This window comes from Micromonospora sp. SL1-18 (genome assembly GCF_047921505.1).
In the GTDB taxonomy this organism is placed as follows: domain Bacteria; phylum Actinomycetota; class Actinomycetes; order Mycobacteriales; family Micromonosporaceae; genus Micromonospora.
The window spans coordinates 94,227-108,829 of the sequence record NZ_JBLROA010000018.1 but is presented as its reverse complement, the minus strand read 5'-3'; the positions used below and the strand labels follow the sequence as shown (position 1 = coordinate 108,829).

The 14,603-nt window shown below is 69.5% G+C and carries 12 protein-coding genes; 8 read left to right on the top strand and 4 right to left on the bottom strand.

Annotated features, from left to right (window positions below; genetic code table 11):
* On the bottom strand, positions 1 to 735 hold the full coding sequence (locus tag ACNAW0_RS11865; protein ID WP_416287841.1) for a PIG-L deacetylase family protein: 735 nt from the start codon (positions 733 to 735) through the stop codon (positions 1 to 3).
* 433 nt (positions 736 to 1,168) lie between these two features.
* Here ACNAW0_RS11865 and ACNAW0_RS11860 point away from each other — a divergent pair, with 433 nt between their 5' ends.
* The 5 genes from ACNAW0_RS11860 (at position 1,169) to ACNAW0_RS11840 (ending at position 6,894) form a co-directional block, all read left to right on the top strand.
* Positions 1,169 to 2,803, top strand: coding sequence for a peptide ABC transporter substrate-binding protein (locus ACNAW0_RS11860; RefSeq protein WP_416287840.1), 1,635 nt, complete (start codon positions 1,169 to 1,171; stop codon positions 2,801 to 2,803).
* Positions 2,804 to 2,949: 146 nt separating this feature from the next.
* A complete protein-coding gene (locus tag ACNAW0_RS11855) occupies positions 2,950 to 3,876 on the top strand; it encodes an ABC transporter permease (RefSeq protein WP_416287839.1) in 927 nt (308 codons plus the stop codon).
* Positions 3,869 to 4,840, top strand: a complete 972-nt coding sequence (locus ACNAW0_RS11850) for an ABC transporter permease (RefSeq protein ID WP_416287837.1) — start codon at positions 3,869 to 3,871, stop codon at positions 4,838 to 4,840. The genes ACNAW0_RS11855 and ACNAW0_RS11850 overlap by 8 nt, the downstream gene beginning before the upstream one ends.
* 25 nt (positions 4,841 to 4,865) lie before the next feature.
* Positions 4,866 to 5,888 (top strand): ABC transporter ATP-binding protein, encoded by a 1,023-nt coding sequence (locus ACNAW0_RS11845; protein ID WP_416287847.1) that lies wholly within the window; start codon positions 4,866 to 4,868, stop codon positions 5,886 to 5,888.
* The gene (locus ACNAW0_RS11840; protein ID WP_416287836.1) at positions 5,881 to 6,894 is read left to right on the top strand and encodes an ABC transporter ATP-binding protein; all 1,014 of its coding nucleotides are present in this window, start codon (positions 5,881 to 5,883) and stop codon (positions 6,892 to 6,894) included. The genes ACNAW0_RS11845 and ACNAW0_RS11840 overlap by 8 nt, the downstream gene beginning before the upstream one ends.
* Positions 6,895 to 7,138: 244 nt before the next feature.
* On the opposite strand, the gene ACNAW0_RS11835 is transcribed toward ACNAW0_RS11840, so the two are convergent.
* The gene (locus ACNAW0_RS11835; RefSeq protein WP_416287835.1) at positions 7,139 to 7,492 is read right to left on the bottom strand and encodes a chorismate mutase; all 354 of its coding nucleotides are present in this window, start codon (positions 7,490 to 7,492) and stop codon (positions 7,139 to 7,141) included.
* A 292-nt stretch (positions 7,493 to 7,784) separates the two neighbouring features.
* Between ACNAW0_RS11835 and pcrA the strand changes: the two genes are divergently transcribed.
* Positions 7,785 to 10,247, top strand: a complete 2,463-nt coding sequence (pcrA, locus tag ACNAW0_RS11830; protein ID WP_416287833.1) for a DNA helicase PcrA — start codon at positions 7,785 to 7,787, stop codon at positions 10,245 to 10,247.
* Positions 10,248 to 10,303: 56 nt separating this feature from the next.
* On the opposite strand, the gene ACNAW0_RS11825 is transcribed toward pcrA, so the two are convergent.
* Both ACNAW0_RS11825 and ACNAW0_RS11820 read right to left on the bottom strand, forming a co-directional pair.
* Positions 10,304 to 11,173, bottom strand: a complete 870-nt coding sequence (locus ACNAW0_RS11825; RefSeq protein ID WP_416287832.1) for a M23 family metallopeptidase — start codon at positions 11,171 to 11,173, stop codon at positions 10,304 to 10,306.
* Positions 11,174 to 11,424: 251 nt separating this feature from the next.
* A complete protein-coding gene (locus ACNAW0_RS11820) occupies positions 11,425 to 12,138 on the bottom strand; it encodes a M23 family metallopeptidase (RefSeq protein ID WP_416287831.1) in 714 nt (237 codons plus the stop codon).
* A 387-nt stretch (positions 12,139 to 12,525) separates the two neighbouring features.
* On the opposite strand from ACNAW0_RS11820, the gene ACNAW0_RS11815 reads away from it, so the two are divergent.
* The gene (locus ACNAW0_RS11815) at positions 12,526 to 12,930 is read left to right on the top strand and encodes a cobalamin B12-binding domain-containing protein (RefSeq protein WP_416287830.1); all 405 of its coding nucleotides are present in this window, start codon (positions 12,526 to 12,528) and stop codon (positions 12,928 to 12,930) included.
* A 494-nt stretch (positions 12,931 to 13,424) separates the two neighbouring features.
* A complete protein-coding gene (gene sucC, locus ACNAW0_RS11810; RefSeq protein WP_416287829.1) occupies positions 13,425 to 14,603 on the top strand; it encodes an ADP-forming succinate--CoA ligase subunit beta in 1,179 nt (392 codons plus the stop codon).

Sequence of the window (14,603 nt, the reverse complement as noted above, 5' to 3'; positions counted from 1 at the left end):
TTACTCGGTGCGCAGCACGGTGAACGCCTCGGCCAGCCGGCCGGCGGGGAGTCCGGCGTCGTCGGCGATCGTGCCGAGCAGGTCGTGTACCCAGGCCGCAACGTCCATGTGCGCGGTCTGGGAGTGGTGCGCCCGCATCGCGGCGATCTTCCGGTCGACCTGGTCGGTCACGTCGACGACGTGGTCCGGTCCGGGGCCGCCCGCGTACCAGATCTCCCGGACCACCCACGGCTCCAGGCCCTCGGTGAGCAGCTCCGGGAAGGCGAAGCGGTTGCGCGAGTCGGGGTAGACCGCGCAGGTGGCGGCCTCGCCGACGGCCAGATGGTCGGGGTGGCTCGGCCCGGTGAGGAGGTCCCAGCGGCGCAGCGGGGAGCTGGTGAGCACCCGGTCCGGCCGGAACCGGCGGATTCCGGCGGCGATGTCGCGGCGCAGTTCCCGGCTGGGTACGAGGGTGCCGTCGGGGTGGCCGTCGAGGAACTCGACCCGGTGTACGCCGACCACGGCGGCCGCCGCCCGCTGCTCCGCGTCGCGCCGGGCGGGCATCTCCTCGCGCGGGCTGTCGTCGAACCCGCCGGCACCACCTCGGGTCACGATCAGGTAAGCCACCTCGATACCCTCGTCCACCCAGCCGGCGATCGTGCCCGCACAGCCGAAGTCGACATCGTCCGGATGGGCAAATACGGCCAGGGCCCGACGGACGTCGGGGAGCGCCGGAGCGGAGGCGGGGAAGCTCACGGCCACCGAGCCTACGCGGGTGCCCGGCCCGGCGTGACCGTGTCTTACCTGTTCAGAGTGGTACGACTCGCCCCTATCATGATCTTTTCTCAAGTATCGGCAACGCGGCAGCCAACTAACGGCTTGATAACGGCACCTTCACGGAATGGGCCGGTGAGTGTCACAGTGGCAGCACCTCACCCCTGGGGTGTGGCACCTCGTCGGGCCTGCCGATCATCACTCGACGTCGCCTCGATGTGACGTTGAGTGGCCGCTGGCCCTGCTTGGTGCTGTGCGCCGGGGTGCGGTGCCCGGCGGATCGGCGCCCCTGGGGTGTCCCGATTTCCTCTGCGGTAAACCGGCGACCCGTGATTCGGGTCGGCGGTCGGTGTCACCCCCCAGACGTGCGTGAAATTCACGACGGAACCAGGTTAGAAAGAGGAGGCCCCTCGGAATGAGAGTCTCGAAGCGGGCGAGCGGCGCGCTCGCGGTGGGCGCGGCGTTCGCGCTCGTCGCGTCCGGCTGCTCCAGCGGTGGCGGTGGCGGCAACGAGCCCAACGCCAGCACGGATGGCGCGATTATTCTCGGCGGCACCCAGCCGCAGAACCCCCTGGTTCCGGCGAACACCACCGAGACCGGTGGCGGCCGGATCGTCGACTACCTGTGGACCGGGCTGGTCGAGTACCCGAACAACGGTGGCGCTCCGCAGAACGCCCTTGCCGAGTCGATCGAGACCAAGGACTCCAAGGTCTTCACGATCAAGATCAAGCCGAACACCAAGTTCCACGACGGCACCCCCGTCAAGGCCGAGAACTTCGTCAAGGCCTGGAACTGGGGGGCGTACGGCCCGAACGGCGCGACGAACGCGAGCTTCTTCGCCGACATCCAGGGCTTCGACGACGTCTACACCGAGCCCGCCAAGGAGGGCGAGAAGGCGCCGGAGCCCAAGGCCAAGGAGATGTCCGGCCTCAAGGTCCTCGACGACTGGTCCTTCGAGGTCACCCTCAACGCGCCGACCGCGGTGTTCCCGACCAAGCTCGGCTACAGCGCCTTCGTGCCGATGCCGGACGCCTTCTTCAGCCAGGAGCCGGACAAGTTCGGCAAGAACCCGATCGGTAACGGCCCGGTCAAGTTCGTCTCGTGGCAGGACGACGTCGACATCAAGCTCACCCGCTTCGATGACTACAACCTGCGCGACAAGGTGAAGGTCAAGGACGTCACCGTCAAGATCTACCAGGACGACACGGCCGAGTACAACGACCTGGTCTCCGGCAACATCGACTTCATGCAGCAGGTGCCGGTCTCGTCGCTGGCCGGTGACAAGTGGAAGAACGACCTGGGCGACAAGGCCATCGCTGCCACCACCCCGTCGACGGGAATCATCTCCTTCCCGCTCTACGACAAGCGCTTCCAGGACCCGAAGCTGCGCAAGGCGATCTCGCTGTCGATCAACCGGCAGGACATCACCGACAAGATCTTCTTCGGTAACCGGAAGCCGGCCGACAGCTGGGCCAACCCGCTGACCCCGGGCGCCGAGCCGGGCAACTGCACCGTCTGCAAGTACGACCCGACCGAGGCCAAGAAGCTCTTCGCGGAGTCCAGCGGCTTCACCGGCAAGCTGACCCTGTCGTACAACGCGGACGCCAGCCACAAGGAGTGGATGGAGGCCGTCGCCCAGCAGATCAAGACCACCCTGGGCATCGACGCCGTCGCCGTCGGCGTGCCGACCTTCGCGGTCTTCCGGGCCAACATCAAGGCCAAGAAGATGACCGGCATGTACCGGGCCGGCTGGCAGCAGGACTACCCGGACGTGGAGAACTGGGTCATGCCGCTCTACGTGACCAATGGCTCCTCCAACGACGGCAGCTACAGCAACAAGGAGGTCGACGCCAAGGCGAAGGCGGCCCTCGCGGCCCCCAGCCTGGAGGAGTCGCACAAGCTGTTCGCTGAGGCCGTTCAGCTCATCGACCAGGACGTCCCGGCCATCCCGGTCTACTTCGGTGGCCAGCAGTCCGGGCACTCCGACAAGATCAAGAAGATGGAGCTGACCAACGTCGGCGAGCTCGACATCAGCTCGGTCGAGCTCTGATCCGAACGATCTGACCCCGGGTCGGGCTCGCCTACAGGTGGGCCCGACCCGGGGCCGTTCCGCGAGGGGGTGTACAACAAACCCCTCGCACGTTGTCACCACCGTGTCGGCCGACCCGACGCGCACCCCTTCTGGAGGACCACCCCATGGGCCGTTATCTCTTGAGACGGCTGCTGCAACTCGTGCCGGTGTTCATCGGTACGACGTTCCTGATCTACTGGCTCGTCTGGTCGGTGCCCGGAGACCCCTTCGCCGGCAAGTGTGGCGACCGCGGTTGCCCGCCGAACTACGTGGCGATGATGACCGAGAAGTACCACCTCGACCAGCCGATCTGGGTGCAGTACGCCAGCTATATGAAGAATCTTTTCCAGGGTGACTTCGGCTCCACTTACAGTGGCCGGCCGATCAGCGACATCATCGCGACGTCGTACCCGAACACCCTGAAGCTGGCGGTGGTCGCGCTCAGCATCGAGGCCGTGATCGGTCTCGGCGCGGGCGTCCTGACCGGTCTCCGGCGCAACGGCTTCCTGGACAATCTGGTCCTGGTCTCCACCCTCTTCCTGATCGCGCTGCCGGTCTTCGTCATCGGCTTCGTGCTCCAGTGGTTCTTCGGCGTCAAGTGGGGCATCGTCACCCCCACCGTCTCCTCTGAGATGCGGATCACCGAGCTGATCCTGCCGGGCTTCGTGCTCGGCAGCGCCTCGATGGCGTATATCGCCCGGGTGGCGCGCACCAGCATCGCGGAGAACCGCCGCGCCGACTACGTGCGTACCGCCATCGCCAAGGGTCTCCCGATGCGCCGGGTGGTGGGCGTGCACCTGCTGCGCAACTCGCTCATTCCGGTCGTCACCCTGCTCGGCACCGACCTCGGCGCCCTGATGGGTGGCGCGATCGTGACCGAGGGCATCTTCGGCATCAACGGTGTCGGCCGCCAGGTCCTCCGCTCGATCGTCACCAAGGAGAGCGCTACCGTTGTCGGCATCGTGGTGGTCTTGGTGATGGTCTACCTCCTGATGAACCTGCTGGTGGACCTGCTCTACGCCGCCCTGGACCCGAGGATTCGCTATGAGTGACCCGAGCGCTGCATCGCTTGTCAGCACCCCCCGCATCGAGCAGCCGACCGCTCCGGCCAACGCCGGTCTCCCCGAGAGCGCGCAGAAGCAGCAGAAGCCGCGCGGCCTGCTCGGCGACGCCTGGTACGACCTGCGCCGGAAGCCGCTGTTCTGGATCTCCGCCGTGTTCATTCTGCTGTTCGTGGTGATGGCCGCCTTCCCGTCGCTGTTCACCTCCGGCGACCCGGTGAACGGCGATCTGTCCCGCAGCATCGTGAAGCCGTCGGCGGACGCCTGGTTCGGCTACGACTTCCAGGGTCGGGACGTGTTCGCCCGGACGATCTACGGTGCCCGCGCCTCGATCGTGGTGGCGCTGCTCTCCGTGATGGGCACCCTGCTGATCGGCGGCACCATGGGCATGGTCGCCGGTTTCCGGGGCGGCTGGGTGGACGCGCTGCTCTCCCGGATCGCGGACGTCTTCTTCGGCCTGCCGTTCGTGCTCGGCTCGATCGTCATCCTGACCACCTTCAACGGCTCGGGCACGGACAACAGCGAGTGGATGATCATGGCGCTGGTGATCATGTCGCTGACCGTGCTGAGCTGGCCGGTCGTGATGCGGCTGATGCGCTCCTCGGTGCTGGCCACCAAGGAGGCCGACTACATCGTCGCGGCCCGGGCGCTGGGCGCCGGCACCGGCCGGATCATCTTCAAGCACCTGCTGCCCAACTGCCTCGCGCCGATCCTGGTGTACGGCACGATCATGGTCGGCTCCTTCATCGGCGCCGAGGCCACGCTCTCCTTCCTGGGTATCGGTCTGAAGACCCCCGTCGTGTCCTGGGGCATCATGATCAGCGAGTCGCAGCAGTTGATCCGAGTCGCGCCCTATCTGCTGTTCTTCCCCGCCGCGTTCCTCGTCGCCGCCGTGCTGAGCTTCGTCATGCTCGGCGAGTCGGTGCGCGAGGCCCTCGACCCGAAGCTCCGATAGGGGAACTGAGTTGTCCGACATTCTCGTGTCCGAGCAGTCCGCAGCGGCCGGTGACGGCCGCCCCACGGGCCGGCTGCTCGAGGTCGACGGCCTGCGGGTGGAGTTCCGTACCCGGGACGGCGTCGCCAAGGTCATCAACGGAGTGACGTACCACGTCGACGCGGGGGAGACCCTCGCCGTGCTCGGCGAGTCCGGCTCCGGCAAGAGCGTCACCGCGCAGACCGTCATGGGCATCCTCGACACCCCGCCCGGCTTCGTCACCGGTGGCCAGATCCGCTTCCACGGCAAGGACATGCTCAAGATGTCCCCCGAGCAGCGGCGTCGGATCCGGGGCGAAGGCATTGCGATGATCTTCCAGGACTCGCTCTCCGCCCTCAACCCAGTTTTCACCGTCGGCTTCCAGATCGCCGAGCAGTTCCGCGTCCGACGCGGCATGAGCCGGGCGGACGCCAAGAAGCGCGCGATCGAGATGCTCGACCAGGTGAAGATCCCGAACGCCAAGGGCCGGTACAGCAACTACCCGCACCAGTTCTCGGGTGGTATGCGGCAGCGCGCCATGATCGCGATGTCGCTGGCGCTGGACCCCGAGGTGCTGATCGCCGACGAGCCGACCACCGCGCTGGACGTGACCGTGCAGGCCCAGATCATGGACCTGCTCGGCGAGCTCCAGCGGGAGCGGCAGATGGGCATGATCCTGATCACCCACGACCTCGGCGTGGTCGCCGACGTCGCGGACCGGATCGCGGTCATGTACGCCGGCCGGATCGTCGAGGAAGCCGACGTGTACGACCTGTACGCCAAGCCGGCGCACCCGTACACCCTCGGCCTGCTCAACTCGATCCCGCGGATGGACGAGAAGGGGCAGGAGCTCCGTACCATCAAGGGCCTTCCGCCGAACCTGATGAACATCCCGTCGGGCTGCGCGTTCAACCCCCGCTGCCCCATGGCGCAGCCGGTGTGCCGGGAGAAGGTGCCCACGCTGCTGCAGGTCGGCAGCAGCCGGGCCAGCGCCTGCCACTTCGCCGAGGAGCTCGTGAACCGTGACTGAGAACATCATCGAGGTTCGTGACCTGGTCAAGCACTACCCGGTCACCCGGGGCGTCGTGTTCAAGAAGACCATCGGTCAGGTCAAGGCGGTCGACGGCGTCTCCTTCGAGCTGAAGGCCGGCGAGACCCTCGGCGTGGTGGGCGAGTCCGGTTGCGGCAAGTCGACGCTGGCCCGGGTCCTGATGAACCTGGAGCGGCCGACCTCCGGCCAGGTGCTCTACAAGGGGCAGGACATCTCCAAGCTCTCCGGGTCGGCGCTGCGGCGCCTGCGCCGACAGATCCAGCTGGTGATGCAGGACCCCTACACCTCGCTCAACCCCCGGATGACGGTCGGTGACCTGGTCGGCGAGCCGTTCGAGATCCACCCCGAGGTGGCTCCGAAGCGGTCCCGCCGGAGCAAGGTCAAGGAGCTGCTCGACCTGGTCGGCCTGAACCCGGAGCACATCAACCGGTATCCGCACCAGTTCTCCGGTGGTCAGCGGCAGCGCATCGGCATCGCCCGGGCGCTCGCCCTGCGGCCCGAGGTCATCGTCTGCGACGAGCCGGTGTCGGCCCTGGACGTGTCGATCCAGGCGCAGGTGATGAACCTGCTGGAGAAGCTCCAGACCGAGTTCGGTCTGTCGTACGTCTTCATCGCCCACGACCTGTCGGTCGTGCGCCACCTCTCCGACCGGGTCGCCGTGATGTACCTCGGCAAGATCGCGGAGATCGGCACCGAGGACGAGATCTACGAGCGGCCGACGCACCCGTACACCCAGGCGCTGCTCTCGGCGGTGCCGGTGCCGGACCCGACGGTGCGGGAGAGCAAGGCGATCATCCGGCTCACCGGTGACGTCCCCTCCCCGGTGAGCCCGCCCTCGGGCTGCCGGTTCCGCACCCGGTGCTGGAAGGCGCAGGACGTGTGCGCCCAGGACGTGCCGCTGCTCCAGATCCGGCGGGGCTCGGACCACCCGAGCGCCTGCCACTTCGCCGAGCAGCGGGAGATCGTGGCCACCCACGAGGCGTGATCCGTCCGGACCGTTCTGCCGGCGTCAGTGCGACGCCGGCAGAACGGTCCGTCGTTTCCAGGACCGGTCGCGCCGGTGCGGCGTCCGTCCGTCGCCCCTGCGGTACGCCCCGCGCGCCAGCGCGGGCCGGGCCTTCCACCCCGCGCGCCAGCGGGCCGGGCGTTCCGCCCGGCTGCCGGCACCCCCGCCGGACCGCCCGACCGTGGCCCCCTCGCCCCGGCGGGCCGCGTCACAACGGGCCGCGTCACAACGGGCCGCGGCCGGCGCGCAGCAGCAGCAGGGCGAGCTGAGTGCCGTCCGCGCCGAGCGCCTGACGGAACCGCTCCAGGATCTCCCGCTCCCGGGAGAGCACGAGCCGGGTCCCGCCGGCGGCCATTCGGGTGGCCCCGACCTCCTGGGACAGCGCGGCCCGCTCCTGCCAGAGCGCGATGATGGTGCCGTCGATCTCGTCGATCCGCTCCCGGATGGCCACGATCCGCTCGGCGGCCGTCGAGTCGTCGGTGCCCGTCCGGGCCGCCGCTGCCTCGGTCGGGTTCGCGTCGCCGGCCCCGTCGTGCCGCGGCAGGCTGCCGCTGGACTCCACCACGTCAGTCATCATCGTCGTACCTCTCGGGTCTCGGGCCGGGGGCGGCGGATCCCGGGACGAAAAAGCCCCGGGCTCCAGGAGCCCGGGGCTTTTTCGCAGGTCTGTGATCAGGCGCGACCTACGGCTGCCGGACTCCCGGTGCCGTAGTAAAAGTAGAAGCGCTGATCGAACACGTCGTCGAGTATGCCGACCCGTGGGCGGGGTGCGCAAGGAAACCGCCAACCTGTGGGATTCGGCGCCTTCGTCCCGCCCCGGGCCCGCGCCTACCGGAGATGTCGGTTCGGCGGCATAGACTCGCCGTGCGATGCATCCTCTCTTCGACATTCCCGCGTCCCCGCCCGCGCCTGAGTCCCGGCCCGACCCGCCGCACCGCGATCTGGCGCGCTCGGCTGACGACGACTCCAGCTCGGCGCGTCTGTCGCCGCGCAGCGACCTGGAGCCGTCGGCCAGGCCGGGCCCGCAGGCCCTCCTCAGCGGGCTGAACGGCCCGCAGCGGGACGCCGTCACCCACGCCGGTTCCCCCCTGCTGATCGTGGCCGGTGCCGGCTCCGGCAAGACCCGGGTGCTGACCAACCGGATCGCGTACCTGCTCGCCGCGCGGGACGTGCACCCGGGCGAGATCATCGCGATCACCTTCACCAACAAGGCCGCCGGCGAGATGAAGGACCGGGTGGCCGCGCTGGTCGGTCCGCGGGCCCGGCTGATGTGGGTGTCGACCTTCCACTCGGCCTGCGTCCGCATCCTGCGCGCCGAGCACGAGCACGCCGGCCTGAAGTCCACCTTCTCGATCTACGATGCGGACGACTCGCGTCGGCTGATGCAACTGGTCGCCCGGGAGCTGGACCTCGACCCCAAGCGCTACCCGGCACGGGGGCTGGCGGCCCAGGTCTCCAACCTCAAGAACGAACTGGTCGACCCGGAGGAGTTCGCCGCCCGGGCCAAGGGGCCGAACGAGCGGGCTCTGGCCGAGGCGTACACGCTCTACCAGCGGCGGCTGCGCGAGGCGCACGCGTTGGACTTCGACGACCTGATCATGGCGACGGTGCACCTGCTCAAGTCGCATCCGCACGTGGCGGAGAGCTACCGGCGCCGGTTCCGGCACGTCCTCGTCGACGAGTACCAGGACACCAACCACGCCCAGTACGTGCTGATCAAGGAGCTGGTCTCCGGCACCGACGGGGTCGAGCCGGCGGAGCTGTGCGTGGTCGGCGACGCCGACCAGTCGATCTACGCGTTCCGGGGCGCGACCATCCGCAACATCCTGGAGTTCGAACGCGACTTCACCGACGCCCGGACGATCCTGCTGGAGCAGAACTACCGCTCCACCCAGACCATCCTCAACGCCGCCAACGCGGTGATCGACCGGAACACCTCGCGTAAGCCCAAGCGGCTGTGGAGCGACGCCGGGGCCGGCGAGCGGATCGTCGGGTACGTGGCCGACACCGAGCACGCGGAGGCGGACTGGGTGGCCCGGGAGATCGACCGGCTGGTCGACTCCGGCGACACCCGCCCGGGCGACGTGGCGGTCTTCTACCGCACCAACGCCATGTCCCGGGTCTTCGAGGAGGTGTTCATCCGGGTCGGCCTGCCGTACAAGGTGGTCGGCGGGGTGCGGTTCTACGAGCGCAAGGAGGTCCGCGACGCGCTGGCCTACCTGCGCGCGGTGGTCAACGACGACGACACGGTCAGCCTGCGCCGCGTCCTGAACACGCCGCGCCGGGGCATCGGCGAGCGGGCCGAGGCGTGCGTCGAGGCGCTGGCCAGCCGGGACCGGATCTCCTTCGGCGCGGCGCTGCGCCGGGCCAAGGACGCACCCGGGATCTCCACCCGGGCCGCCAACGGCATCGCCGAGTTCATCGCGCTCCTCGACTCGGCGCGCGAACTGGCCGTGACCGGCGCCCCGGAGGAGGTGCTGGAGGCCCTGCTGACCCGCTCGGGCTACCTCACCGAGCTGGAGGAGAGCCTGGACCCGCAGGACGCCGGCCGGGTGGACAACCTCCAGGAGCTGGTCAGCGTCGCCCGCGAGTACACCGAGCGGATCGAGGCGCTGGGGGAGGAGGGGGAGCGGGCAACCGTGGCCGGCTTCCTGGAGCAGGTGGCGCTGGTCGCCGACGCCGACCAGGTCCCCACCGACGACCCCGACCACCAGGGCGTGGTCACCCTGATGACGCTGCACACGGCGAAGGGCCTGGAGTTCCCGGTGGTGTTCCTGACCGGCCTGGAGGACGGCGTCTTCCCGCACCTGCGCTCGCTCGGCGACAACCGCGAGCTGGAGGAGGAGCGGCGGCTGGCGTACGTCGGGATCACCCGCGCCCGGCAGCGGCTCCACCTGTCCCGCGCGGTCACCCGGTCGGCGTGGGGGCAGCCGGCGTACAACCCGCCGTCGCGGTTCCTGGAGGAACTGCCGCCGGAGCTGGTGCGCTGGGAGCGCGTCGAGGCCTCGTACACCTCGTGGGCCGGCGGCGGTGGCGGCGTCGGCGGCCGCGCGGAGCGCACGCCCGGCGGGCGTGGCGGCTTCACCGGGGGTACGCCGAAGGCGACCCAGCTCGCCAAGCGGCTCGGGGTGGACGCCAGCCGGTTGTCCACCGCCAGCGAGCTGAAGCAGGTGCCGAAGGTGTCGGCGGGGGATCGGGTGAACCACCAGCGCTACGGCCTCGGCCGGGTGCTGGCCGTGGAGGGGCACGGTCCGGGCGCCCGGGCGCAGATCGACTTCGGCGACCAGACCCTGTGGCTGGTGCTCCGGCACGCCCCGATCGACAAGCTCTGACGGCGGGGCTCGGCCCGGCGTGGTGCCGGACCGGGCCCTTCCTCGTGCCGTGGCCGTCAGCAGGCCACGTCGATGCCCCGTGCGCGCAGGAAGGGTGCCGGGTCGATCTGGTTCCACATCGCGCCCTTGTGCACCTCGAAGTGCAGGTGCGGACCTGTGGCGTCCCCGGTGGCACCTTCGTAGCCGACGATCTGGCCGGCGCTCACCTTGTCGCCGACGCTGACGATCAGCCGGCTCTGGTGCGCGTAGTGGGTCAGGTAGCCGTTGTGGTGGTCGATGAAGACCGAGTTGCCGTAGCCGTCGCCGGCGTTGCCCGCCTTGACCACGGTCCCCGCCGCGGCGGCGTGGATCGGGGTTCCGTCGGGCATCGCGAAGTCGATGCCGGCGTGCAGGGTGCCCCATCGCTGCCCGTAGCAGGAGGTGATCGTGGCACCGGCCATCGGGATCACCCATGCGGGCTTCGGCGCGGTGGTCTTCGTCGGCTTGGGCTTCGGCTTGGCGGTGGCGGTCTTCGCCGGCGTCGGCTTCGGGCTCGCCGTGACCGGGCTCGTCGTGGCCGGGCTCGCCGTTGTCGGGCTCGCCGTTGTCGGGCTCGCGGTGGTCGGGCTCGGCGACGGGCTGACCAGGGTCGCGTACGGAGTGACCGGCGCGGTCGATTCTCGGGCTGAGCGGTCGGCGCGGGCGGCGGCCTCGGCGCGGGCCTGCGCGTCGAAGTCGACGGCGGCCGGGTCGGCGGCCGGGGCGCCGTGGTCGGCGGTGGCGACGGCGACGGAGACGCCGCCGAGGCCGAGGGCGACCAGGGCGACCGCGCCCAGGAGAAGGTAGGTGGTGCGCCGACCTGTCCGCTTGCGCAGCCGGTGCCGGCCGGGGGTGTTCGGGGCTTTCTCGTTCTGGATGGAGCTGTCTTCCTGCACGGGGGCCTTCATCAGTCGAGGGGCACGTGACCTCGAAATACTGGTGGCGGCCTGGACCATGACGGGCGGCGACTCCGGAGTGACGGGTGTGCCCGGCGATGCCTGCTGCCCGGTCTCGTCACACTCCGGGCGGTTTGCTGGGAAAGAGGATCATCGCCTGGTGTGGCGCCGCTCACATTTGTCGATGTGACCCGATAGACTTTGCGGCAACGAAAACCGCCCGGATCGGCTGATCCGGGCGGGCCAATGGGCGTTACGAAGCGTCAGGAGGCGGCTGCGTCGCTGTAGATTGCCTCGATTTGCAGCTGAATGTCCACCCCGCGGTCCTTGAGCCACGGCACCGGGTCCACCGGCTGCCCGTTGACATGCACCTCAAGATGCAGCTGCGAGCCGTACGAGTGGCCGGTGTTCCCGACCAGGCCGAGTTGGTCGCCGGCCTTGACCTGTTGGCCCTCCTGGACGTTGATCTCGGAGGAGTGGCCGTAGATGGCCTCGCTGCCGTCCGGGTGCTGGACGATCACGGCGTAGCCGTAGCCGCCGAACCAGCCCGCCTTGGTGACCGTGCCATCGTGGATGGCGAGGTACGGGGTGCCCTCCGGGGCGACCAGGTCGATGCCGGTGTGCAGCTTGCCCCAGCGCATGCCGTAGGCCGTGTTGAAGTCGTACGAGTGCAGGGGGAGCAGCCAGACGTCCTGCTCGGTGGCGGCTTTGCTGTCCGCGCGGCTGTCCCGGGAGGCGCGATCGCCGCTGTCGCCACGGGCCGCCACGTCCTGGCTGGTGATCGAGGCCTGCTTGAGCTCGTCGAGGACCGACGGGTTGACGCTCTTGGCGTCCGGGAGGGCGTTCGCGCCGAGGGCGACGATGCCGGCTCCCACGAAAGCGGTGGTGACCACCGCGGCGTAGCGGCTCCGCGGAGGGGTGGGTACGCGGCGACGACCGCGATAACGATCGGGCTCAGACGACAGGCGCTGGCGCACGCACACCCTCCGTTGTCGGGGATCCGATGCGACCGCCAACCGTTCGGTGCAGCTTCGTCGAACGTCCGGCGATCACGTCGTCACCCGTCGGTGGACCTGATGACAACCGTGGACACGTTAGCCAACAGCCACTCCTGTCACAAGCCAAAGCGCCGAATTGGCGTTTCGTTCTGTCCGTTTACATCCGTTCTTGTCATGGCTCGTGCCGCCGGTCGGATGGCCCCAGGACTGGCCGTTCGTAGCGCACAGTGACCGTTCGGCGGAGGTGTTCGGCTTCCGGTGGGCGGTGGCGGCCGGTAGTGGTGCCGCCCGGTTCCCCGGCCCCCGACCGGCCGGGTTACCGTTCGTTCAGGTGACCGTGTCGGAGCCGGGGAAAGGTGTGCGCAGATGAGCTCTCGTATCCGGGTAGTCGTCGCGAAGCCCGGCCTGGACGGCCACGACCGGGGCGCGAAGGTCGTCGCGCGTGCCCTGCGTGACGCCGGCATGGAGGTCATCTACACGGGCCTGCATCAGACCCCGGAGCAGATCGTGGAGACCGCGATCCAGGAGGACGCGGACGCGATCGGCCTCTCCGTGCTGTCCGGCGCGCACATGACCCTGTTCAAGCGGGTGCTGGAGCTGCTCGCCGAGCGCGACGCGGCCGACATCGTGGTCTTCGGGGGCGGCATCATTCCGAACGCCGACATCCCCGAGCTGGAACGGCTCGGCGTCGCGAAGATCTTCACCCCGGGCGCCACGACCCAGTCCATCGTGGAGTGGGTCCGGGGGAACGTCGCCCAGCCGGTCAGCTGACCGTTGGCGGTGGCGCGGTCGGGGCGGGTCGCCGGTCTCCGGACAGGGGGAGGGGCCGGACGCACCCCTCACACGCCCGGCCCCTCTATGCACGATGCCCCGCCGCCACCCCTCGACCGACAGGGCATCGGCCGCTCCCGCCGTCGCGCCTGACCAGCGCTCCGACATCAGACTCAACGACGCCCCCGACAGGGGGTTACGCCCGTTCCCCAACATCCCCCGGATGGCTGACGGCCCATGCCTGAACCGCCCAAATCGGGCCGGGTCACCGAGACCGGGATGGCCTCGCCGCTGCCGGGTGGGCTGACCCGATCGCGCCGGGTGGCTGTGCTGTGCATTACCGCACACCCCATACCCGCTCGGTTGCCCCCGGTTCCCATCTCGTTAGGCTGCGGCAAATGGCCTGTCTCGTCTGATGACAGGCGTCAAACTGATTTTCCAACGCTGGTGGCGGCGCGAGGGCGCGTCGCGGAGACGGGACGGGACGCGCAATCGTGGACCTGTACGAGTACCAGGGGCGGGACCTGTTCGAGCGGCACGGGTTGCCCGTGCTCGCCGGCGGCGTCGCCACGACCCCGGAGGAGGCCCGCGCGATCGCCGAGCGTCTCGGCGGCCGGGTGGTCGTCAAGGCGCAGGTGAAGGTCGGCGGCCGTGGCAAGGCCGGCGGCGTGAAGCTGGCCGAGGGCGCGGAGGAGACGGTGGCCCGGGCCACCGACATCCTCGGGATGGACATCAAGGGTCACACGGTCCACAAGGTCATGATCACCGTGACCGCGGACGTGGCCGAGGAGTACTACTTCTCGTACCTGCTCGACCGGGCGAACCGCACCTTCCTCTGCATCGCCAGCGTCGCCGGCGGCATGGACATCGAGCAGGTCGCCGCCGAGACCCCGGAGAAGGTTGTCAAGGCCCCGATCGACGCCAACACCGGCGTGGACGAGGCGATGGCGCGCGAGATCGTGACCGCCGCCGGCTTCCCGGCCGAGGTGGCCGACCAGGTCGTCGACGTCGCGGTGAAGCTGTGGCAGGCGTTCGTCGCCGAGGACGCCACGCTGGTCGAGGTGAACCCGCTGGCCACGACCAAGGACGGCAAGCTGCTGCTGCTGGACGCCAAGGTCAGCCTGGACGAGAACGCCGCGTTCCGGCACCCGGACCACGAGGCACTGGTCGACCAGGCCGCGGTGGACCCGCTGGAGCAGGCCGCCAAGGAGAAGGACCTCAACTACGTCAAGCTCGACGGCGAGGTCGGCATCATCGGCAACGGCGCGGGCCTGGTCATGTCCACCCTCGACGTGGTGGCGTACGCGGGCGAGCGGCACGGCGGCGTCAAGCCCGCCAACTTCCTCGACATCGGCGGTGGCGCCAGCGCCGCGGTGATGGCGAACGGCCTGGAGATCGTCCTCTCCGACCCCTCGGTCAGGAGCGTCTTCGTCAACGTCTTCGGTGGCATCACCGCCTGCGACGCCGTCGCCAACGGCATCGTGCAGGCGCTCGCCCTGCTCGAGCAGCGCGGCGAGCAGGTCACCAAGCCGCTCGTCGTCCGCCTCGACGGCAACAACGCCGAGGCCGGTCGGGCGATCCTCGACGGCGCGAACAACCCGCTGATCGAGCGGGTCGACACCATGGACGGCGCGGCCGAGCGGGCCGCCGAGCTGGCAGCTGCGGGGGTCTGA